General features: G+C 66.2%; 18 protein-coding genes and 1 pseudogene. 3 read left to right on the forward strand and 16 right to left on the reverse strand.

Going from position 1 to position 20,785, the window contains the following annotated elements; all coding sequences use genetic code 11:
* Positions 1 to 5: 5 nt before the first annotated feature.
* The 9 genes and pseudogenes from E9229_RS03115 to E9229_RS03150 all read right to left on the reverse strand — a co-directional run bounded on the left by E9229_RS03115 (position 6) and on the right by E9229_RS03150 (position 9,424).
* On the reverse strand, positions 6 to 1,406 hold the full coding sequence (locus E9229_RS03115) for an APC family permease (protein ID WP_312855585.1): 1,401 nt from the start codon (positions 1,404 to 1,406) through the stop codon (positions 6 to 8).
* A gap of 147 nt (positions 1,407 to 1,553) precedes the next feature.
* Positions 1,554 to 1,850: a hypothetical protein gene (locus E9229_RS19230; RefSeq protein ID WP_246380336.1), complete on the reverse strand. Its 297-nt coding sequence runs from the start codon at positions 1,848 to 1,850 to the stop codon at positions 1,554 to 1,556.
* A 12-nt stretch (positions 1,851 to 1,862) separates the two neighbouring features.
* Positions 1,863 to 2,404 (reverse strand): annotated as a pseudogene (locus tag E9229_RS19235) (SDR family NAD(P)-dependent oxidoreductase).
* Positions 2,405 to 2,587: 183 nt separating this feature from the next.
* Positions 2,588 to 4,192 carry a sulfatase family protein gene (locus E9229_RS03125; protein ID WP_183509817.1) on the reverse strand — a complete coding sequence of 535 codons (1,605 nt, stop codon included), beginning with the start codon at positions 4,190 to 4,192 and terminating at the stop codon, positions 2,588 to 2,590.
* Positions 4,192 to 4,977, reverse strand: a complete 786-nt coding sequence (locus tag E9229_RS03130; RefSeq protein ID WP_183511845.1) for an ABC transporter ATP-binding protein — start codon at positions 4,975 to 4,977, stop codon at positions 4,192 to 4,194. The genes E9229_RS03125 and E9229_RS03130 overlap by 1 nt, the downstream gene beginning before the upstream one ends.
* Before the next feature lie 53 nt (positions 4,978 to 5,030).
* A complete protein-coding gene (locus tag E9229_RS03135; protein ID WP_183509818.1) occupies positions 5,031 to 5,807 on the reverse strand; it encodes an ABC transporter permease in 777 nt (258 codons plus the stop codon).
* Positions 5,804 to 6,640, reverse strand: coding sequence for an ABC transporter permease (locus tag E9229_RS03140; RefSeq protein ID WP_246380338.1), 837 nt, complete (start codon positions 6,638 to 6,640; stop codon positions 5,804 to 5,806). The genes E9229_RS03135 and E9229_RS03140 overlap by 4 nt, the downstream gene beginning before the upstream one ends.
* Complete coding sequence (locus E9229_RS03145; RefSeq protein ID WP_312855695.1) at positions 6,612 to 7,499, reverse strand: ABC transporter substrate-binding protein; 888 nt, start codon at positions 7,497 to 7,499, stop codon at positions 6,612 to 6,614. The genes E9229_RS03140 and E9229_RS03145 overlap by 29 nt, the downstream gene beginning before the upstream one ends.
* A 230-nt stretch (positions 7,500 to 7,729) precedes the next feature.
* Entirely contained in the window at positions 7,730 to 9,424 is a 1,695-nt protein-coding gene (locus tag E9229_RS03150; RefSeq protein WP_183509819.1) for an amidohydrolase, read from the reverse strand.
* A gap of 189 nt (positions 9,425 to 9,613) precedes the next feature.
* On the opposite strand from E9229_RS03150, the gene E9229_RS03155 reads away from it, so the two are divergent.
* Positions 9,614 to 10,225 carry a TetR/AcrR family transcriptional regulator gene (locus E9229_RS03155; RefSeq protein WP_183509820.1) on the forward strand — a complete coding sequence of 204 codons (612 nt, stop codon included), beginning with the start codon at positions 9,614 to 9,616 and terminating at the stop codon, positions 10,223 to 10,225.
* A 234-nt stretch (positions 10,226 to 10,459) separates the two neighbouring features.
* Here the strand turns inward: E9229_RS03155 and E9229_RS03160 are convergent, their stop codons facing one another.
* From E9229_RS03160 to E9229_RS03170, 3 genes are all read right to left on the reverse strand, one after another.
* Complete coding sequence (locus E9229_RS03160; RefSeq protein ID WP_221184353.1) at positions 10,460 to 10,882, reverse strand: hypothetical protein; 423 nt, start codon at positions 10,880 to 10,882, stop codon at positions 10,460 to 10,462.
* Between the two features lie 513 nt (positions 10,883 to 11,395).
* Positions 11,396 to 12,355 carry an AraC-like ligand-binding domain-containing protein gene (locus E9229_RS03165; protein WP_183509822.1) on the reverse strand — a complete coding sequence of 320 codons (960 nt, stop codon included), beginning with the start codon at positions 12,353 to 12,355 and terminating at the stop codon, positions 11,396 to 11,398.
* Positions 12,356 to 12,472: 117 nt separating this feature from the next.
* Positions 12,473 to 13,057 (reverse strand): TetR/AcrR family transcriptional regulator, encoded by a 585-nt coding sequence (locus E9229_RS03170; protein WP_183509823.1) that lies wholly within the window; start codon positions 13,055 to 13,057, stop codon positions 12,473 to 12,475.
* 137 nt (positions 13,058 to 13,194) lie between these two features.
* Between E9229_RS03170 and E9229_RS03175 the strand changes: the two genes are divergently transcribed.
* Positions 13,195 to 15,144 carry a primary-amine oxidase gene (locus E9229_RS03175; protein WP_183509824.1) on the forward strand — a complete coding sequence of 650 codons (1,950 nt, stop codon included), beginning with the start codon at positions 13,195 to 13,197 and terminating at the stop codon, positions 15,142 to 15,144.
* 9 nt (positions 15,145 to 15,153) lie between these two features.
* Positions 15,154 to 15,609 carry a hypothetical protein gene (locus E9229_RS03180; RefSeq protein WP_183509826.1) on the forward strand — a complete coding sequence of 152 codons (456 nt, stop codon included), beginning with the start codon at positions 15,154 to 15,156 and terminating at the stop codon, positions 15,607 to 15,609.
* 137 nt (positions 15,610 to 15,746) lie between these two features.
* Here E9229_RS03180 and E9229_RS19240 read toward each other — a convergent pair whose 3' ends face one another.
* The 4 genes from E9229_RS19240 to E9229_RS03195 form a co-directional block, all read right to left on the reverse strand.
* The gene (locus tag E9229_RS19240) at positions 15,747 to 15,980 is read right to left on the reverse strand and encodes a hypothetical protein (RefSeq protein ID WP_246380759.1); all 234 of its coding nucleotides are present in this window, start codon (positions 15,978 to 15,980) and stop codon (positions 15,747 to 15,749) included.
* 286 nt (positions 15,981 to 16,266) lie between these two features.
* Complete coding sequence (locus tag E9229_RS19970; RefSeq protein ID WP_407671320.1) at positions 16,267 to 17,064, reverse strand: SLC13 family permease; 798 nt, start codon at positions 17,062 to 17,064, stop codon at positions 16,267 to 16,269.
* A 63-nt stretch (positions 17,065 to 17,127) separates the two neighbouring features.
* A complete protein-coding gene (locus E9229_RS03190; protein ID WP_183509827.1) occupies positions 17,128 to 18,543 on the reverse strand; it encodes an NAD(P)/FAD-dependent oxidoreductase in 1,416 nt (471 codons plus the stop codon).
* A 75-nt stretch (positions 18,544 to 18,618) separates the two neighbouring features.
* A complete protein-coding gene (locus tag E9229_RS03195) occupies positions 18,619 to 20,583 on the reverse strand; it encodes a S9 family peptidase (protein ID WP_183509828.1) in 1,965 nt (654 codons plus the stop codon).
* Positions 20,584 to 20,785: the final 202 nt, after the last annotated feature.

The following is a 20,785-nucleotide window of genomic DNA, read 5'->3' on the forward strand; positions in this document are numbered from 1 at the left end:
GTGCGTTAGTTCCGGATGTCGGCCGGGGCCACTTCCTCGAACTTCTCCAGGTCGTTGCTCAGTCCAGCATATGTTCCCGGTTTCTTCGCACGTAGGTAGTTGCCGTAGATGACGGCGCCGATCAACGCGAGCAGCAGCAGGATCGGCAGCAGCGAGACGGCCAGCGCGTCGGAACCGGCAAGCAGCGGGAAGTTCCAAATGGCCATGGCCACGATGCACAGCAGCCCGAGGAACCCGATGCCGGGAGCCACGAAGGTGGAAAGCCAGCGATTGTCGCCTTCACGACGGAAGTAGACCACGATGGAGAGGGCGGCAAGCATCTGCAGCACCAGGATGCACAGGGTTCCGAATCCGATCATGGTCGGCACCAGCGTGAGGATCGGGTCCATGCCGGACACGGCAAATGCTGCGGCGACAGCTCCGGCAAACACGAAGTTGACAATGCCGCCGGTCAGCGGGACGCCGTTCTTCGCTGTCACGGACAGGGACTTGGGCAGGACCCGGGCACGGCCGAGCGCAAACAGGTAACGGGTTGCCGCGTTGTGGAAGGCCAGCAGTGCGGCGAACAGGGAGACCATGAGCAGGATCATCATGGTACGGGTCAGGAACCCGCCGAGGTACTGCTCCGAAAGACTGAAGATCAGGTCGCCCGATTCCAGGTGCTCCAGAGCCACCGTCTGTGCCTGGGCTGCACCGATGGCACTGACGATGGCCCATGTGGTGAAGGCCAGAATCAGCCCGATAGTCGTGATGGCGATGTAGGTCGCCCGCGGGATGGTCTTGAGCGGGCTCTTGGCTTCCTCACCAAAGAGGGCGGTGGCCTCGAACCCAAGGAAGCCGGTGGATGCGAGGAGCAAGCCGATGCCGAAGGATCCGGTCAGGATGATTTCGGGGCTGAAGACATCGAAGGTGAAACCGGACTGGAAGAGCACGGCAAAGTCGAAGATCATCAGCATCAGGGTCTCGAGCACCAGGGCGACGCCCAGCACCTTGGCGCTGAAGTCGATTCCGCGCCGGGCGAAGAGGAATGCCACGGCCATGGCCGCGATGCCCCAGATGATCCAGTGCACGTTCAGGCCGAAGAGGTCGGCGATGATGATCTGCATGAAGAATCCGGTGGTGCCAATGGCACCGGCAACGAAGAAGTTATAGCCCATGGTGGCGATGAAGCCGGCGACCAGGCCGCCGACGGGCCCCAGGCCCTTGACCACGAAGGCATAGAAACCGCCCGCGTTGACTAGTTTCTTGGACATCTGCGCGTAGCCCACGGCAAAGAGCAGCAGGATGGCGGCGACCACCAGGAACGAGACGACCATGCCACCACCGTTGCCCAAGGCGATGGCCATGGCCGCCACCACGACGACACCGGTCAGCGGTGCCACAGCTGCCAGCACGAGGAACACCACCCCCGGGACTCCTAATGCGTTGGCCTGCAGTTTTCCGACTTCTGTACTTCTAGATTTTGACATCTGAAACACTTTCCTCAGGGAACGGTTGATGAAGCGCGATAATGTGCCTAGTCTGCCCTCGTTTGCCGCCCATGGGCATGACGTTCAGCGCACACCATTTGGGTAAGAGCGCACGTGGGCCCGTTTCGGGTCGATTGCCAGCCCGCTATGAGCCGAAAGCGAGCGTGCGCTGGTCCACGTTGTGCGCCCGCCTTCTGCCGCTGTGGTTACGCCGGTGGTGGAAGAGGATGTTTCAGAGGCCTGGAACGAGACGATGGAGGCCCTTTCGGCCGGTTCTTCCGCACGGTCCAGCGGCACGTTTTCCGCAACCTTCGCTGAGGCCGCGTCCCGGCTGTCCAGCCCTCCGCCGGCCTTCAGCTCGACCATTCCGGTATCGGCCATCGGGGTGCCGGCTCAGCCGGGGCACAGGGCGTTGACGCGGATTCCCCGGCGCCCGTAGTCGCGGGCCTGTGACCTCATCCGGCCGATCAGTGCGTGCTTTCCCACCGTGTACCCGGCAGTCTGTGGGCCGGCATCGAGTCCGGCCAAGGATGAGATGACCACAATGGCCCCGGCTGAATCGGTGAGCGCCGGCAGGGCCGACCGAATCGGCATGAAGGCCGTGGTGAGGTTCGCATTCAGTGATGCCGCCCAGTCCTCGTCGCTGGTCTGCCCCACGGTGGCGACCCCGTGCCCGCCGGCGTTTGCCACCACGACGTCCAGCCTGCCGTGGGCCTGCAGGACGGCGGCGATGACTGCGTCGGCACACGCGGAAGTCGACATGTCTCCGGCCTGGCGAGCGCACCGATCTGCTCGGCAACCAGATGCAACGGTTCCGCCCGGCGCCCGATAATAACCACCCGCAGGCCCTCTGCCGCCAGTTTCCCGGCGATGGCAGCACCGATTCCGGTGCCGCCTCCGGTCACCAGCGCCACCTTTTGATCCTCGTCCCACATGGACAGTGCTCCCACTGTACCGTTCGTTGGGCACGGGTTGAATGCCCCTTACCCAGAACTCTGTCGCATTCAGGCGGGCCGTGGCTTGGCTTGACTTGGCTTGGCTTGGCTTGGCTTGGCTTTAACCGATCATCCCTTGACGGCCAGCGTACAAAGGGCGGGAGCCGGTACCCGCCCGGGCACTCAAGCTGCTGCCGTAGGAGCTATCCCGTCGTCCAGAACCCCGGCCATGCTCTGGAGCATGGCCGATTCCAGGCGGTGGCGAAGCCCCGATGCCGTCGGATCGAATGCGACATTGACCAGCTCGTGCGGGTCGCTGCGGTGGTCGTAGACCTCGAGTTCGTCGGTACCGAAGTAGATCGTCATCCGTCCCTCTTCGGTAATGACCGTGCGCATGCGCACCGGCGCCGGAAGCCCCGACAACGAAAATGGCTGTTCCTCCTCCACCAGTACCGCCTCCCTGAGTCGCGTCTTTTCACCGGTCAAGAGCGGCTGCAGGCTCATGCCCTGGATTCCGCGGAACGCGGGGGTCGCAGTGAGCCCCAGCAGGGTCGGTGCCACGTCGGCGCTGGAGACCAGCGAACCGTTCAGCCCGGGGACAAGCCCCGGAACCCGGATGGTCAACGGCACGCGGGTCACGGCCCGGTAATGCACGAAGTGCTTGAGCATCAGGCCATGGTCTCCGAACAGGTCCCCGTGGTCGGAGGTGAACACGATGATCGTGTCCTGGTACTGCCCGGTTTCCCGCAGCGCGCTCAGCACGTTGCCGATCTGCTCGTCCATGAACGTGATCAGCCCGTACTGGGCCGCCGCGGCCGCGCGGTACTGCTCCTCGTTCACGGCAAACGACATCGTCGGGTCGCTGTTCGGAATGCCCCGCGCGTCAATCATCTCCCTGATGTGTGCCGGGGAGGCAGCATGGTCCTGCTCGAACCCGATCGGGAGTTCGAGTGCCTCGGGATCGTAGAGTCGGGAATAGTCCACCGGCGGGGCAAAGGGGTGATGCGGGTCCGGGAACGAGACGAACAGGAAGAACGGGTCATCCTGCGCCGCAGCGGCACGGACCCGCGCCTCGGCCCGTTCACCGATGAAGCGGGTGGGATGGGCCTCGGCCGGGATCGCCGAGGTGTAGACCTGTTCCCAGGACGCGGCCCGGTCCAGTGCCTGCTCGACCCCGCCGAGAGCGCGCGGATCGACGCCGCGTTCGCGGGCCCAATGCACGTAGTGCCCGCCGGGGGCGTCCCCGTGCCCGATGACCAGGTCGACCTCCTGGTACCCGTAGTAGTCGGCGGGCATCTCGACCAGGGAGGCATCGTGCCGGGCCCGGTTTTCCCACTGGTCCCATCCGGCATCACGGTCCCGGTGCGCCGAATCGCGGGCCCCGGATTCCAGCAGCAGCGGCTGGGTTTGTTCGATCTGCTCGCGCTGTTCGGGCTCGAAGTCCCAGCCCATGTTCTGGTGGTGCAGCTTTCCGACGGCCGCCGTGTTGTACCCGTCGGACGCCAGCTGGCGCACGAACGTCGAGGCGTCGGGATCCAACGCAATCCCGTTGCAGCGGGTGCCATGGGCCGAGGGCCAGCGCCCGGTGAGCAGCGATGCGCGGTTCGGCATGCAGGTCGGGTTGGCGACCGTCGCCTCGGTGAAGATGACCGATTCGGCCGCCAGCGCGTCGATGTTCGGGGTGCGCACCTGGTTGTTTCCGGCAAAGCCCAGGTGGTCGGCGCGCAACTGGTCGGCGATGAAAACGATCACGTTGGGGCGCTTCGCGGCGCCTGGTTCCCGCAACATCAGGCCTTCCTGATCAGCGACAGCACGTTGGTGCGCTGGACGGCGAACTCGGGCAGCGCACGGGTGTGGATCTGGTCCCGGGGCGCGGGCAGGTCGATGTCGACGATTTCCAACACCCGGGCCGGCTTGGAGCCGATGGCCACCACACGGTCCGCCAGGTAAACGGCCTCGTCGATGTCGTGGGTGACCAGCAGGATGGTCATGTTGAAGTCGTCGCGGATCTTCAGGCAGAGGTCCTCGAGCTCGAAGCGGGTCTGCGCGTCGACCGAGGCGAACGGCTCGTCCATGACCAGGATCTCGGGCTGGTAGGCCAGCGCCCGGGCGATGGCCACACGCTGCTGCATTCCGCCGGAGAGCTGCCACGGGTACTTGTTCACCGCTGCGCTCAGGCCCACTGCCTCCAGCGCCTCGTCGATGCGGCGGTTCAGTTCGGCCTTGGGCAGGCGCAGGTGGCGCAGCGGCAGCAGCAGGTTCTTGCGTACAGTCAGCCAGGGCATCAGCGAGCGCGAGTAGTCCTGGAAGACCAGCGCCATTTCCGGCGGCGGGCCGGAGATCTCCTTCCCGTCGATCTCGATCGACCCGGAGGACAGCGGGTGCAACCCGGCCAGGCACTTGAGCAGTGTCGTCTTGCCGACGCCCGATGGCCCGACGATGCAGACCACCTCGCCGGCATCCACCGAGAAAGTCAAGTCCCCGATGATCCGGGCCGCCGTGGGGCCGGACCCGTAGCTCTTGCCCAGGGCATTGACCTCCAGCCGCGGCGTGGTCTGAATCGAGGTTTCCATGTCTGACTCCAGTGTTGTGGTGCGGGTGGTGGATGCGGTGGGGCTGTGCGTGCTCATGCTGCGCGCTCCTGGGCCCGCAATCCGATGTACCAGGCGAGGACCCGGCGTTTGACCAGTTCGAAGACCATGTTGGCCATGAAACCGATCAGCCCCAGCAGCAGGATGCCCGCCCACATATCAGCCGACATGAACGACTGCTGGGCCAACAGCGTCAGCGCGCCGATGCCCTGCGAGGAGCCGAGCATTTCGGAGGCGATCATCACGATGAATGCGACCTGCAGGCTGACCTGCATGCCGGAGGCGATCTGTGGGGAGGCGGAGGGCAGGTAGACCCGGGTGATGCGTTCGGCCGTCGTCAACCGGTAGACCTGGCAGACGTCTTTCAGCCCGCCGTCCACCGAGCGGATGCCGTCCATGGTGGCGATCAGCGTGGGGAAGAACGCCGCCAGGGCGATGTTCGCCACGCGCATTTCCACGCCGAAGCCGATCAGCGTGATCAAGATCGGCACCAGGGCCACGGCCGGGATGCCACGGAAGAAGTGGATGACCGGTTCGAACATCCACCGGATCAACGGGACCATGGCCAGGACGAAGCCGATGACCAGCCCGGCCGCGACGCCCAGGGTGAAGCCCAGCGTGAGGTTGCGCAGCGAGAGCATCACATCCGAGCTGAAGTGGGCGAAGAGCCACAGTTCCTGGAAGCGGATCAGGATCTGCTGCAGCGGAGGAAAGAAGGGGTTCGTGGAGTTCGCGCTGCCGAACCACCACGCGGCGAGCGCGGCGAGCGGGGTCAGGACGCCGATCGCCCAGAGGGCCTTGCTGCTTTTCATGGTTTCACCTCCCTGTGGGACGGGTGCCAGTGCAGCACCTTGGCTTCGACCGATTCGGCAACGCCCTGGAACACCAGTCCCAGGATGCCCAGCACGGCAACCAGTGCGTAGAGCGTGGCGTAGTTGCCGGCCGCCTGAGCCTGGTAGATGGAGCGGCCCAGGCCGGGTGCGCCTCCGAGCAGCCCGGCAACGACGGTGACCACCAGCGATGCCGGGGCGGAGACGCGCATCGCGGTGCCGATGAAGGGGCCCGCGCTGGGCAGCACGATCCGCCACATCGTTTCGCCCCTGCCCAGTCCGTAGGACCGGGCGGTGGACAGCGCCACCGGGTCGGTGTCGGCGACACCGGCCATCGTCTGCATGGCAATGCCCAGCGCACATCCGATGACCACCAGCACCAGCGCCATCGGCGTGGTGGGGCCCAGCACCATGACCATCAGCGGCAGCACCACAATCGGCGGAATCGGTTTGAGGAATTCGAAGATCGCCAGCGTGGCGGCGCGGATGACCCGCGAGCTGCCCATGAGCACACCGAGCAGAACGCCGAGCACGGCGCTGATGCCCAGGCCCGTCAGCGCTATGGCGACGGTAAGTCCAGCGTCGTGCCAGAACGTTGCGGTGCCCAGCAGCTCAACGAACCTGCCGATGGTCTCTGTGGCGGTGGGCAGGGCGTTGCCGAAGCTCCCGGCCACCGCGGTCAGCTGCCAGATGCCCAGCGCGATCAGTGCCCCGAGCAGTCCCAGGCCGGGACGCAGCAGCGCGTTCTTCCTCCGGGGGCGGACCATCAGCCCCTTCGGGACCCGGCTACTTCTGGTTGAGGATAAGACCGTCATTGAGTTCCACCTTCTTCGGCAGGAATCCCAAGTTCACCAGGCGGTCGTTGACCCGGTCTATGTCGGCGATCTCCACGCTGGTCGGCCAGTAGGCAACTGCACCGCTCTTGATGACATCCAGCGGGGTGTCGGTGAGCTTGGCAGCTGCTTCCTGGGCCTCGGGGTGATGTTCGTTGGCGTAGGCATTGGCCTTGTTGATGGCCCGTTCGAAGCCGGCCATCGCTTCGGTCTTGGAGTTCACCGCGCTGTCGCCGGCAACCCAGAGGCCGACGGCGCCGGTCTCGAAGAACTCGAGCCCCGGGGAGGCGACCAGCTTGTCGCCGGCAGCGACGCCCTTGGCGATGAACGGGGCAACCAGGCCTGCCGCATCGATGCGGCCCTGCTGCAGCGACTGCAGCGCCGATGCCGGGTCCAACACCATCCAGTTGACCTTGGACGGGTCCCCGCCGGCTTCCTTGATGGTGTTGGATATCGTCACCTCGAGCTGCGCCTTGCGTGCCGGAACCGAGACGTTCTTGCCCTCCAGCTCCTTGGCCGAGGCGACGCCCGAGTCCTTGCCGACCAGCAGGCCCGTGTCATCCACGATGGACCCGTTGTTGCCGTTGGCCTTTGCCTTGGCCATGGCATCGGGGGCGTAGCCGTCGGCCGCCGCGACGATCTTCAGTTTCACGTTCTGCGAAAGCGCGTTCAACAAGGGGATCGAGGGGGTGTAGGTCAGATCCAGCTGGCCGGACTGCGCTGCGGCGATGCCAGCCGGCGGGTTAGCGACCACCGATGTTTCGACCTTCAGGCCCTCGGCCTCGAAGTAGCCCTTGTCCTGGGCGAAGGAGATGGCCGCGTCCGAGCCGATGCCGACAATGCCGACCTTTCAGGGTCTGGACGCCACCTGATGAGGCAGGCGCCTGGTCCCCTGACCCACAGGCCGCCAGTGTCAGCGCGACGGACGTCGCAGCAGCGAGGGCCAGGAATCGTGTTGTCTTCTTCATGATGTCTCCTTGGGAGTGCCGGCTGCCGCATGGCCGCCTTGGCTGGGGGTGTGCTGGATCGGTCCATTGGCCGCCAACGAGGGGTTTATCGGGTGGGGAAGGATCAGTCGAGCCGGTGCACGATGCGCCCGTGGGCGATCGTGGCCTTGACCTGGTTGCCGCGCAGGTGGCCCACGTCCGGGTCCAACGGCTGTTCCATGACGCACAGGTCTGCGAGGTATCCGGCGGCAATCCGGCCCTTGCGGCCGGTGGCGTGGTCCTGCCAGGCCGGATGGCTGGTCATCATGTCGATTGCCGCTTCGAGCGGGACCCGTTCGGGGTCGTCGGCGGCTCCTGGCCCGGCCGATGAGTCCCGGGTGACGGCCGCGATGACGGTTTCACGCCAGTCCGGGCTGGTGACCGGGGCATCGGAGGCGATGTTTGTCCTGATTCCGGCGGCCAGGGCCGAGGCCAGCGGCTGGTGCTTGGCGAAGCGGTCGGCTCCCAGCACGCGGCGCATCAGGGCTCCGGCGCCAGCCCGGATGGCCGGGTTGGTGCTGTAGCCGATGCCGTGCTTGGCCAGATCGGCCAGCGCCTGGGCGTCGGCGAAAGAGCCGTGGATGATATAGTGCCGGGCATCACGCTGATCGGCTGCCTGCGCGGCGGCGATGGCTTCCACGGCCGCGGCGGTTGTCGCATCGCCCGTTGCGTGGATGCCCGCCTGCAGCCCGGCGCCGTGGATGGCCGCGACAATGGCACGCAACTCCGCCTCGCGTTCGGCGTCGGTGGCGCCGGCAATCACCATTGCCCCGTGATCGAGCCCGCAGGGGGTCTCATAGGGCTCGGACATCCAGGCGGTGCCCGAGCGTGGCGTGCCATCGGCAAAGACCTTGACCCCCGCAATGCGTAGCGTATCAGCGTCGATGCCGCGGTCCTCGAGTGAGCCGGGCAGCACGGAGGCGAGCCCCTCGGCCACCGCCTTCGCGGTGGCTCCGCCGGTTCCAGTGAACAACAGCAGCGCGTTGACCCGGAGGCTGAGTTCACCACTCGCCGCGAGGTCCGCCAGAGCCTGCAGCCCGGCGGTGGCGCAGGCGCCGCCGAAGAGTCCCATGCCGCCCGGTCCCAGACCGGGTTCGGTCAGCGAGGTGATGCCCCAGGCATGGAGCTTGGCCTGGTAGGCAAGAAGTGATGAGCGCAGCAGTGCGGCTGGCAAGGGCGGAATGACCGGAGAAAGCAGTTCCATGGCGGCGTCGGTGAGCTTGCCGTTTGCCGTGCCGTCGCCGTTGGTGCCAACGACTCCCCCGGTAGTCCCCTTTGCCACTTTGCCCTCCAGCCCGGCAAGGTCAGCTGCCTTCCGGTTGACCAGCAGCTGGTGTCCGGTCTGGTCGTAGGCGACCATCGGAGCGTCGGGGTGCAGCTCGAACAACGCATCGGGCCCGCCCTCGCCCAGGACGACCTCGTCCCAGCCGTGGGCGCGGATCCAGCCATCCTCGCCGGGGGATTCCGCCCGCAGGATGTCGACCACTGCCGCCCAGTCGCCGGCGACTTCGGCACCGATCTTGACCGTACCGAATTCGGCGACGGCACTCGCCACGAAGTGCAGGTGCCCGTCGTTGATGCCCGGCAGGATGGCTCCCCCGGCGGCGTCGATGAGAATCGTACCGGCCTCGGCAAACTGAAGCAGTTCAGCCCCACCGACGGCCAGGATGCGACCGCCTGCGATTGCCACGGCACTCGCCTGCGCCGCTCCATCGGAGGCCAGGACTTCGCCGGAATGCACGATCAGCTCTGCGGCGGGCAGCGTTTGGGCCATGATCATCAGCTCGGCTCCTCTCTTTCCATGCTGTGGATACTGTGATCCACGCAACTCTTGGATTAGAGTATGTCGTATGACTAAGTCAATTGACCATACTTTTTCCGAACTATTTTTTTGGCGCTGAAGCATGGCCCCCGACCGTCCGGGCCCACGCCCGCCCTACCATTGGATGAACCCAGGAAGAGGTGCCCCATGGCCCGAGTCTCAGCAAAGGACCGCAGCCTGCAATTCGTGCAGGCAGCCGCACGTGTCATTGCCCGCGATGGAGCCGGTGCCGCAACAACGCGCCGCATAGCGGCGGAGGCCGAAGCACCGCTGGCGGCACTTCACTACTGCTTCCGCAGTAAGGACGAACTACTGGAGGAGGTGTACCGCTATCTAAGCGCCGACTACGCCAGGGCGCTTCCACCGATGTCACCCGGTGCCAGCATCGAGGAAACGATCACCCAGCACGCGCACCGGATCTGGAACCGGATGTTGGCCGAACCGCATGAGCAGGTGACCACGCTCGAGCTGCTTCTGCGCCGCTACCGGCTCGATGCCGAGGAGCAGGAACGCGCGCTGGCGGTGAACCGCACCATGTACGAGGGGTGGGTCAAGTCAACCGCCGAGCTGTTCCGCCAGGGCGCAGCGAACTCGGCAATGGAAGAGGGGCGCGATTTCGAGATCATTGCGTGGTTCTTCGTCGCAACGATCGACGGGGTGAGCATGCAGCACCTCTCGGACCCCAACGAGGCGCGCTCGGCACGGCTGATTGAGGCACTGATCGACGCGACGATCCACATGGTACACCGGCGGGACTGAGGATCGGGCGCGGGGAAAGTCCTTCTCAGGCGACGCGCTTGACCCATGGCGCCACGTCATGACCAGGCTCGCAGGCGGGAGCGTCTCGATGATCCGGAAATAGTCGCGCGATCACTGACGGGTCGACACCCACGCGGGATTCAGGTGCGGCTCACCGCGCCTCCCGGCGCTCCGCGACGCCGAAGTAGACGGCCCCGTTTCCGGAGCCGCGGTCTCGTCACTGTGCGGCAACGCTCAGGAGCTGGACTCAAGCCGGTCGACGAAGCCCACCAAGGGGCTGACCACGAGTGTCACTTGCTGTCCGGCACGGATCCCCGAAGCCTTTTTCGCATCCCGCAGCGTCCAGGCATGAGTACCGCTTCCGGTATCGATCACCAGCTCGTGGCGCACCTTGCGCCGTTCAGACCAGGACCAGCCCACGTTCGGGCCCCGGTCCCAGAGCGCGTTGTTGAGCTGGTCCGGCAGGAAGTCGAGGAACCTACGCTCCGAAATGCTCACCACGACCCCGGGGATGCTTCGGCGCGGCCCCAGATCCAGGATGCCAACCACGATTCGCACCGCAGCGGCCAAGGTCAGCAGCACCAGCACGAATCCGGCGACCATTAGCAGCCCACGCAGGCCGGCGGCCGCGCCGTCGAGCACAGCGATCTCCTTCATTGCCGTGCCCATGTTGACGGTACCCACCAGCAGGAGGATGCATATGGCGCACTGGACGGTACCCCTGAAAATCAATGAGATCGGTGAATGACCCGACCAAGGACGCAAGGACATCCCGAGGAACCTCGCCCACGAACCGGTGTTATCCACTTTCAACCATCCTTCTTTTGACACGCCAGCACGGGCATCATCCCCTCGGCGTAGAACGGACAACCCTTCGGCGCGTGGGGCACTAATGGCCTAGTATGCGCTGGTCAGCACAGTCTAGCCCCGAAACGGCAGCAATTCCTCAAACCGATGGAGCCTATGCGATGTGCCGCGGCAGAGCAGCGAAACCGACGGTGGACAAGTCAGCTGGAAACACGCAAAACAGCTAAGCCGGGAATGTCCTAGATGCTGCCCCGGACACTGGCATGGCACGCCGCGAAACTGGTCCAGGAGGACAATTCTTCGGCAGGACGGAGCCCCCTGGTCAGCTCCGAAGCCAAGGGATGGCCGATGCCCGGGCCGTACTTACGCAGCCCGGCAGAGGCCCGGATCCAGCAGCGCAGAGCGCCGGTACGACACCGGCGATTCACCATAGGCGGCCCGGAAGATCCGGGAGAAGTGCGCCGCGTCGGGCAGGCCCCAGCGCGTGCCGATGGTACCTACGGGAGCCTCGGCTTGCAGCGGATCCAGCAGGTCCCGGCGGCACCGCTCCAGCCGGTGCTCGCGGATCCAGGTGGCTACGGTACTCCCGGTTTCACCGAAGGCCTTGTGCAGGCTGCGGGTGGACATGAAATGGGCCGAGGCGATCAGCCCCGGCGTCAGCATCGGGTTGGCCAGCTGGCCGTCGATGAATTGCTGGATCCGGCGCAGTTGGCGCGATTGTTCGGCGTTCGCGCGGGCCGGACGCGAGGAGACCTCGTCGGCCAGCACGGTGGCGAGCAGGTCGATCAGGTTCATCGCCAGCCGGTGTCCGATCGGCCCGTCAAGTTCCGGCAGCATCTCGCCCAGTTGGGCGAGGAACGGAACGATGGCCCGGCCCAGCCCGGTGGTTTCGCCCATGCGCACTGCGGTGAGCTCGGCAATGTCCTCGGCTGGCAGGTCGATCAGCTGCTGCGGCAGCATCATCACGAGAGTCTTGAATTCTTCGTCGAAGCTCAGCGTGTAGGGGCGTTCGGTGTCGTAAATGACAAAGCCTCCGGGGGTGAGCACCGCCTCGCGGCCATCCTGGCGCAGGATGCCCCGGCCACTGACCTGCATGCTGAGCTTGTAGTACCTGTCGGTGGATTCACTGATCAACTGCGGGGTACGCAGGACCCGATGAGCGGTGGCGCTGACCTCGACGATGGCCAACTCGGCGAACTGGTGGCCGCGCAGGGTCCCCCTGAATTCGCCCGGGGTCCACTGCTGGGAATCGAGGGCAACGAAGGATTCGGACACCAGCTGACGCCATTGGGCAAAAGTCTCTGCGCTGTTCACCTGATACATGGGCCCCCACACCTCAATTTCGGGTAATCGTGACCTGCGCCACGCAAATGTGAGCGTACTGGATGGCCCGGCTTAAGTCACGCTTTTTCTCCCAGCGTCGAATAACAACCAGCTGGACTATCCAGTTGGCAGCAACCCGGACAGGATGGAGTCCAGCTGGAGAAGGAGTGACGCCGCCGAGTTGGCGCCGCCGTCCACCACCGCCACCACCTGCGCTCCGATCATGAACGTCAACAGCGACTCCGCGCCGGCATCGCACTGACCCTCTCCCCGGACCCCGGATTCGACCAGGCGATCACGCAGCTCGTCGCGCCACTGGGCCATCGCCGCGACGTTGTAGGCGGCCTTGGCGGGGTCATGCATGGCCGCCTGCCAGAACGGGATGACCACCCGCGCCTCGGCGAGCCGCTCCTCATCCAGGGGCAGGATCTCACGGCAAAAGGCCCGCAGTCCCTCGATGCCCGAGAGCCCGCGCACCGCCACCTCGGCGCGCCCATTGGTCCGCGAAAAGACGTAGTTGAACGTGGCCTGCAGCAGGTCGTCCTTCGTGGGGAAGTAGGGCTTGAGCGCCCCGTTGGCGAAGCCCGCCTCCGCTGCAACCTCGCGCATCGTGGCGGCATCGAGCCCCAAGCGGGCGATGATTCGCCAGGTGGCCTCCACCAGTTCGACGCGACGCCGGTCGTGGTCGACGATCTTAGGCAACGACTTTCCCTCCCTTTTGCCGGCCATGGAGCCCGGCTGAAACCGGATTGTGGACCAACCCTTGCCCAACAGCCTATGCCGGTCTATTCTCTACAAGTATAGAATAAAAAGTGTTCCACTTCACACTGGAGGATCAGATGACAGAGACCTGCGCACACGAGGCAAACAGCACCATCGTCCTGGACGACGGCCCCACCGCCGCCTACTCGCTGGCCACAGCCGGTGAAATCACAGCCGTCCGCGGACTGCTCGCCGATGCGGGGCACCTGCCTGAATCCGGCCGTCTGGCCTACTTGGGGCTTGTCGATCCCGAACGCGGTACCGAGGACGGGCCGCTGAACCGCCGCTTCCGCGCGTTCATCATCGACACCGCGGGCACGGCGCCAAAGGACGTGACCGTCTCCGTCACGAACGGCACCATCGACTCGGTCCTCGAGCTGGACACCGCACTGACCGGCGAGCTGCCGGTGCTCGAGGAGGAGTTCGAGGTCGTCGAGGAACTGCTGTACACGCACCCGGAATGGCTCGCCGCCATCGCCGCCCGCGACCTGGACATCGACAAGGTCCGTGTCGCCCCGCTCTCGGCCGGCGTGTACGACGAGGAATATCCCGAAGAGACCGGCCGCCGGATCCTGCGCGGCCTGGCCTTCTACCAGGACTTCCCCGAGGATTCGGCCTGGGCCCACCCGATCGACGGACTCGTCGCCTACGTCGATGTCGCAAACAAGACCGTTGACCGCGTGCTGGACCTGGGCATCGTCCCGGTGCCGGCCGAACACGGCAACTACACCGACCCGGAACTGACCGGCGAGCTGCGCACCACGCAGAAGCCGATCGAGATCACCCAGCCCGAGGGCGCCAGCTTCACTGTCACCGGATCCAACCACGTCGAGTGGGAAAAATGGTCCTTGGACGTGGGCTTCGACGCCCGCGAGGGACTGGTCCTGCACAACCTCTCCTTCGACGACAACGGCAAGCGCCGGCGCATCATCAACCGCGCCTCCATCGCCGAGATGGTCGTTCCCTATGGCGATCCCTCGCCGGTGCGCTCCTGGCAGAACTACTTCGACACCGGCGAATACCAGATCGGCCAGTACGCGAACTCGCTCGAACTGGGCTGCGACTGCCTGGGTGAGATCCACTACATCTCCCCGACCATCTCCGACGCGTTCGGCAACCCGCGCGAGATCCGCAACGGCATCTGCATGCACGAGGAGGACTACTCCATCCTCGCCAAGCACTCGGACCTGTGGACCGGGATCGACTACACCCGCCGCAACCGCCGCCTGGTGATCTCGTTCTTCACCACCATCGGCAACTACGACTACGGCTTCTACTGGTACCTGTACCTGGACGGCACCATCGAGCTGGAGGCCAAGGCCACCGGCGTCGTGTTCACCTCGGCGCAGCCGTCCAAGGACTACCCGTATTCCTCGGAGATCGCACCGGGCCTTGGCGCACCGTTCCACCAGCACCTGTTCAGCGCCCGCCTGGACATGGCGCTTGACGGCAACACCAACCGCGTCGAGGAAGAGGACGCCGTCCGCGTGCCGATGGGCCCGGGCAACGAACGCGGCAACGCGTTCACCCGCAAGCGCACCGTGCTGAAGACCGAATCCGAGGGCGTACGCGAGGCCGACATGAAGGTGGGCCGTTCCTGGATCATCTCCAACCCGAACTCGCTGAACCGCCTCGGCGAGCCGGTGGGCTACAAGCTGCACACCCAGGGCAACCCGACGCTGCTGGCCGACCCGGAATCCTCGATCGCCCGCCGCGCGGCGTTCGCCACGAAGGACCTCTGGGTGACCCGCTTCGCCGAGGAGGAGCGCTACCCGACCGGCGACTTCGTCAACCAGTCCCCGATGGACCAGGGGTTGCCGCAGTTCATCGCTGCGAACCGCGACATCGACACCCAGGACATCGTCGTGTGGCACACCTTCGGGCTGACCCACTACCCGCGCGTGGAAGATTGGCCGATCATGCCGGTGGACTCGGTGGGCTTCAAGATGCGCCCCGAGGGATTCTTCGACCGCTCGCCGGTCCTGGACGTCCCCGCGCCGGCCGCTTCCAAGCACTGCGCCGGCTAGCGACCCCCCATGAGTACGACGATGCTTCGGACCCGCGGGCCGGAATCCATCCGGGCCGCGGTTCCCCGCCCCGGCCGGGCGGGGAACCGGGGCGTCGCCGTGCTGGTGCTCGTGGCGGCTTCCGCCCACGTGTGGATGCTGGCGGTCCACGACCACGGTCCCTGGCTCTCGGTGCTGCTGTTGGCCATGACCGCGCTGTGCCTCAAATGCGCGGCCGGCGCCTGGTTCAAGCCGGGCGTTTCGGAACTCGGCCCGATCATGGGCATGTCGCTCGGCATGGCGGTGCTGCACGCCGCGCTGGCCCTGGGCGTGCCCGGGGGCACCGGCGGGCACGACCACGCGGCTGCCGGGTACGGTGCGGCGAACACCGCGGCCGGGCTCATGCTGGGCATCGTGGTGCTGGAACTGGCTGTCGCCTTCGCCGCAGCCCTGGCGCTGCGGGCCGGGCGGACCGCCGGCAACTAACGACATCGTTCCCGAAGCAGGGAAGAGGGGCAGTCCGCGAATCCTCGCGGGCTGCCCCTCTTCCCTGCTTGCAGTGGGTTCCGCACGTCGTGCGTCCACGCCGGCACCGGCCGGCTCGCGGGTTCACCCGTTGACGCCTACAGCAGCGTCATCACGAAGGTCTTGTCCTTGCCGATGAACCACATGTCCTCGGTGCCGATCGCGTGGTCCCCGAAACGCCCCGCGATTTCAGCGGCGCCCATCGAACCGGCATGCAGCACGTGGTCATAGCAGGGGCGCAGCTCGTTGGCAAAGGATTCCTGCTTGCCCATGAGGTGATCGGCATTGCGTTTCTTGTATTCGGACACGAAGTCGATGCCCTCGGCCAGCATCCCCAGCTCTTCGAACCGCTGCCGGTTGGCGGTTGGCGGTTGGCGGTTGGCGGTTGGCGGTTGGCGGTCAAAGCAACCATGGTCGTGGCGTGGACATCGGAGCACACCACGCCGGGCTTCAGTGCGCCGATGATGTCCTCACGCATGATCCAGGTCAACAGGTCGTAGGCTTCCTTTCCTTCCGGCGTCAGCAACAGCGAGCGGGCCATGTCACTGGTAGCCAGCACGATTCCTCCGACGGTGACCTTGACTCCGGCATCCAGCTGGATGCACTTGGTGTCCCCGTTCAAGGGGAAATCCGTGGGCGGTCCGGGGAAGAGCATTCGGGTAGCGGAATGCAGGTTGGTGAAATACGGTTCGATGCAGAACCGGATACCGTTGACTTCCCTGAACGACTGGATCGCTTCCAAGTACACGGCATACACGTCGTTCTCGGTCCGGGCATTGACCGCGCCGATCTGCCGCTGTCCATGGTCCAAGGCCTGCTCGATACACGTGACCCTTGCCCTCGCCGCGATGAACTGGAACGGCAAGTCCTCATGGTCGCGGATATCACGCCAGTGACCAGCGGAATCGAGGCATTGGCGGTCTGCAGCCCGCACTCGGCAAGGCAGTCCGACCAGCTCGAATTCGAAGAACCCGATGCCGCGGCCCGTCGACTCCAGGGCCCCTCCAGGATCAGGATGTTCACCGGGGATCCGGTAAGCACCAGCAGGGATCCGGCGTGGGCTGCGAGGGCCATCGGCATCAGCAGCTGCGCCGGTTTGCGTCCCAGCCGCACGGACGGCACCACGATCATCGGCAGCAGCGCCGCCACCGCCCCGTTCACCAAGATGAACGCGGTCAACACGGCGGTAATGCCCATCATCAGGGCCAGCAGCCAGCTGCGGCTGTCCCCGGCACAGCGAATCAGCACCACCGCCCCGCTGCCGAAGCCCGAATAGGCCGTATCTGCGTCGATGACGCCCGTGCCGAAAAGCGCCAGCGCCACCGCGAGCGCGACGATTTCCACCGGCAGCCTGTTCCAGATGAACGCGGCAACGGCAACACCGGGGATGATCAGGGTAATGGCGCTCTGCGTCATGGACGTACACTGGCCCGCACCGATCCGACGGCTACCGGTCCTTACTTACCACCAGGCGCCGGGTCAGCGGCCCGAAACGAAATCGGCCGCGAGCGCGACCGGCGAGGTGGTGGCCCGTCCGGCCGCCTCCTGTGCATCGGCCCGGTGGTAGGCGGCATACATGCCCTGAACGGCGATCCACCGCAGCGGTTCGACTTCCCAGCGTCGCACCGTGCGGTTGACCCACGGCATCACCACGCGTTCAGTGTTGGCACCCAACACCAGGTCCGCCAGCGTGCGCCCGGCCAGGTTCGTGGCCGTGACGCCCGTTCCGACGTACCCTCCGGCGAAGCCCAACCCGGTCTTCGGATCGTGCCCGACGGTGGCCTTCCAATCTCGCGGGACGCCGAGGACCCCGGCCCAGGCCCGCTCGATCCCCGCGTCGGCGGCGGCGGGGAACATGTCCTTCAGGATCCGTTCGAGCGCGACGATGGTCTCGGGCTGGGTCTCCCCGTTTGTGTCGGTGCGCGAGCCGAAGCGGTAGGGCACGCCCCGTCCGCCAATCGCTACCCGGTCATCGGCAGTGCGCTGTGCGTATATATATGTATGGGCGAGGTCTTCGAGGGTTTCGCGGCCTTCCCAGCCGACCTCGGCCCAGAAACCGGCCTCCAGCGGCGCCGTGACGATCATCGAGGAGTTCATCGGCAGCCACTCGCGGTGCAGGCCCTTGATGTTGGCGGTGAAGCCTTCGGTGGCGCGCAGCACGTGGGTTGCCGCCACCTGCCCGCGGCCCGTCACGGCCAGCGCCCTCGGTCGGGGAGCCCCGGGCGCATTGGATCCGGCACCGGCACCGAGGATCTCGGTGACCGGGCTCTGTTCGTAAATCCGAACGCCCAGGCGCTCCACCGCCGCGGCAAGGCCCTGCACCAGCTTGGCCGGCTGGATCCTGGCACAGTGCGGGATGTGCATGCCCCCGAGCGTCCCGGCGACGTTGATCCGTTCCCGGGTCTGTTCCGCCGTCAGCAGTTTCGCGTCCCCCTCGGGCCAGCGCGCTTCGTCGCGGGCCAGGGCCCCGAGCCGGTGCAGCTGCGCCGGGTTGCGGGCCACCAGCAGTTCCCCGCCCTTGAGGATGTCTGCGTCGATGCCTTCGGCCGCCGCCACTGCGATGACCTCGTCTATCGCTTCGTTGAGCAGTTCTTGGAATCGGCCGGTCAGCTCGCGGCCGTGGCTCTTCTCGTAGCCGGAGCGCCCGCCGGTGATCGAGTTCGCCAGCCAGCCGCCGTTGCGCCCCGAGGCTCCGAACCCGGCAAAGTGCGATTCGAGGATGGCGATGTCGAGGGACGGGTCGGCCTTCTTCAGGTAGTAGGCGGTCCACAGGCCGGTGTATCCGGCCCCGACGATCGCCACGTCCACCTCGAGGTCCCCGGGCAGTGCCGGGCGCGGTGCGGGGAGGCCGATTTCGTCGTACCAGAAGGAAACGTTGCCGTTGATGGTGCTCATGAATCAAGACTCCAGGGGTTGGTTCGCGCTTCGGACGGAACGGCGGCGTGCTGCGGTGCTGTTCAGCGGGTCCCGCTAACTCAGTTCGATCGGCGGCACGTCCGCTTCGAACCCGAAGACCCGCGCGTAGAAGGCGAGCGAGAGTTCGCGGTCCCTGATGATGTTCTCGCGGCGCCGGAAGCCGTGCTGCTCGCCCTTGAAGAGCACGTAGGCATGCGGAATGCCCTTGGCATCCAACGCGTCGGCGACGACCTGCGACTGGGCCGGCGGCACCACCTTGTCCTCGTCTCCCTGCAGCAGCAGAACGGGGCAGTTCAGCGAATCGAGGTGGTTGATCGGTGCCCGCTGCGCATAGAGCTCCCGGGCCTCGGGCCACGGACCCACCAGCGATTCCATGTAGCGGGATTCGAAGTCATGGGTGTCCTGAACCAGCGCCGCGAGGTCCGATACGCCGTAACGGGAGATGCCGGCGGCAAAGACATCGGATCCGGTCAGGGCAGCCAGCACGGTCCAGCCGCCGGCCGAACCGCCCTCGATCGCCAAGCGGTGCGGGTCGGCCAGCCCGGCATCGACCAGGCCGGTCATGACGGCCAGGGTGTCCTGGACATCGACCACTCCCCATTGGCCACGCAGCCGGTTCCGGTAGGCGCGGCCGTAACCGGTGGAGCCGCCGTAGTTGACGTCGACGACCCCGATGCCGCGGCTGGTGTAGTAGGCGATGCCCGGTGAGAGCCGGGCGAAGGCCTGGGACGTCGGGCCGCCGTGGATCAGCGCCACGTAGGGCGGCAGCTCGCCCTCCAGCCCGGCGTACTGCCCCAGTTTCGGTGCGTAGACGTGGGCGTAGACCGGTTCGCCGTCGGAATTGACGAATTCCATCGGGCGGGCGTCCGGAAGCGCGCGTGGATCCGGCAGCGCCGATTCGGACAAGCTGATGTTTTCCACAGCTTCTGTGGATAAGTTAATAACCCGTAGGCCGTCCCCCTCGGTCAGCGAGGTGGCGTTGACCAGCGCAAGGCCCCCGGCGACGTCGGCGGGTGAGATCCGGCTGAACGGAAGGTCCAAGTCAGTCAGCGTGGACGTGGCCAGGTCCAGACGCCCCAGGCTGGAGCCGTGGGTACCGTGGGTGACAAGCAGCGTCCGCTCATCGAGCACGGCAAACCAGGTGGTCCCGACCTGCCACAGCGGTCCGGCAAACTCCTCCTCGCGGGGACACAGCGCACGGATCCCGGCACCGGTGTCGAGGTCGGCGGCGTAGAGGTTCCACCAGCCGGAGCGGTCCGAGACGAAGGCCAACTCGGAGCCGGTGATCCATTCGGGCTGCAGTACCGATTCATCGGGCCCGCCGGCCACCGTGGACACCTCGCGTGCGACGCCGTCCGCTCCGAGTTCGGCGACGTGCAGTTCGGTCCCGTCCCAGGGCATGTTCGGGTGTTCCCAGCTGATCCAGGCGATCCTGGTTCCGGCGTGGTTCAGCCGTGGCGCCGCAACGAAGCGCGAGGACGGTGTCACCCGGCGCAGGTGTCCGGGATCGGCGGCGGCCGATCCATCGAGCGGAATCGCCACGATGTAACGGACCAGCGCATCGCGATGGTCCTCGCAAACGGCCAGGACCTCGCCGTCGTGGGTTCCGGGGATGAATTCGGCGAAACGCAACAGGGGTTCCCCCGCGGCCATCGACTCCGGGGTCAGCGGCTGCGGTTCCCCGCCGGCCTGATCCTGCAGGTAGACCCGCTGGTCGGCGAAGTTGGCGAACACCAGCACGCGGTTTCCCCCGGGGGCCACCGGCAGCCAGGAGGAGCCGCCATATTCGTTGACGCGGCTGCGCACATTAAAGGGCGCGGCCACGAGCTCGCGGGGAGCCTCGTCAGTGGTTGCGCCACGGGCCATCACGGTGAGCCGCCCGCCATCGGCCGGCCGCCCCTCCAACCACCAGAGCCCACCGTCAACGAAGGCTCCGCCGCCAACGGGCGTGGTGCCGGCCGTGGAGGATTCCGCGGATAGGGGTGACGGCCAGGAACCATAGGGCGCACGCGTAGTCATGTCCCGAGCCTACAGAAAACACTACCGGGATGTGCGCTGCGCCACTGTCACAGTTTCCCGCCCCCGCCATTCCCGCCGAATGCCTTGCGGGCCCGTCCACCCGTGCTCGTGGGGCCGGCATCGGCCGAACACGGGTACACCCCTTCGACTACGTGTTGCATGAACGGAGTGCAGCGCCGGACCTCCAGCCGGCTCCCGACAT

It is taken from the genome of Paeniglutamicibacter cryotolerans, assembly GCF_014190875.1.
Lineage (GTDB): Bacteria > Actinomycetota > Actinomycetes > Actinomycetales > Micrococcaceae > Paeniglutamicibacter > Paeniglutamicibacter cryotolerans.

Coding starts and splice junctions, on each gene's coding strand:
- E9229_RS19230 (WP_246380336.1), bottom strand. CDS start 1,850: ATGGCCGATACCGGAATGGTCGAGCTGAAGGCCGGCGGAGGGCTGGAC.
- E9229_RS03125 (WP_183509817.1), bottom strand. CDS start 4,192: ATGTTGCGGGAACCAGGCGCCGCGAAGCGCCCCAACGTGATCGTTTTC.
- E9229_RS03130 (WP_183511845.1), bottom strand. CDS start 4,977: ATGGAAACCTCGATTCAGACCACGCCGCGGCTGGAGGTCAATGCCCTG.
- E9229_RS03135 (WP_183509818.1), bottom strand. CDS start 5,807: ATGAAAAGCAGCAAGGCCCTCTGGGCGATCGGCGTCCTGACCCCGCTC.
- E9229_RS03140 (WP_246380338.1), bottom strand. CDS start 6,640: ATGACGGTCTTATCCTCAACCAGAAGTAGCCGGGTCCCGAAGGGGCTG.
- E9229_RS03150 (WP_183509819.1), bottom strand. CDS start 9,424: ATGATCATGGCCCAAACGCTGCCCGCCGCAGAGCTGATCGTGCATTCC.
- E9229_RS03155 (WP_183509820.1), top strand. CDS start 9,614: ATGGCCCGAGTCTCAGCAAAGGACCGCAGCCTGCAATTCGTGCAGGCA.
- E9229_RS03160 (WP_221184353.1), bottom strand. CDS start 10,882: ATGAAGGAGATCGCTGTGCTCGACGGCGCGGCCGCCGGCCTGCGTGGG.
- E9229_RS03165 (WP_183509822.1), bottom strand. CDS start 12,355: ATGTATCAGGTGAACAGCGCAGAGACTTTTGCCCAATGGCGTCAGCTG.
- E9229_RS03175 (WP_183509824.1), top strand. CDS start 13,195: ATGACAGAGACCTGCGCACACGAGGCAAACAGCACCATCGTCCTGGAC.
- E9229_RS03180 (WP_183509826.1), top strand. CDS start 15,154: ATGAGTACGACGATGCTTCGGACCCGCGGGCCGGAATCCATCCGGGCC.
- E9229_RS19240 (WP_246380759.1), bottom strand. CDS start 15,980: ATGCTGGCCGAGGGCATCGACTTCGTGTCCGAATACAAGAAACGCAAT.
- E9229_RS19970 (WP_407671320.1), bottom strand. CDS start 17,064: ATGACGCAGAGCGCCATTACCCTGATCATCCCCGGTGTTGCCGTTGCC.
- E9229_RS03190 (WP_183509827.1), bottom strand. CDS start 18,543: ATGAGCACCATCAACGGCAACGTTTCCTTCTGGTACGACGAAATCGGC.
- E9229_RS03195 (WP_183509828.1), bottom strand. CDS start 20,583: ATGACTACGCGTGCGCCCTATGGTTCCTGGCCGTCACCCCTATCCGCG.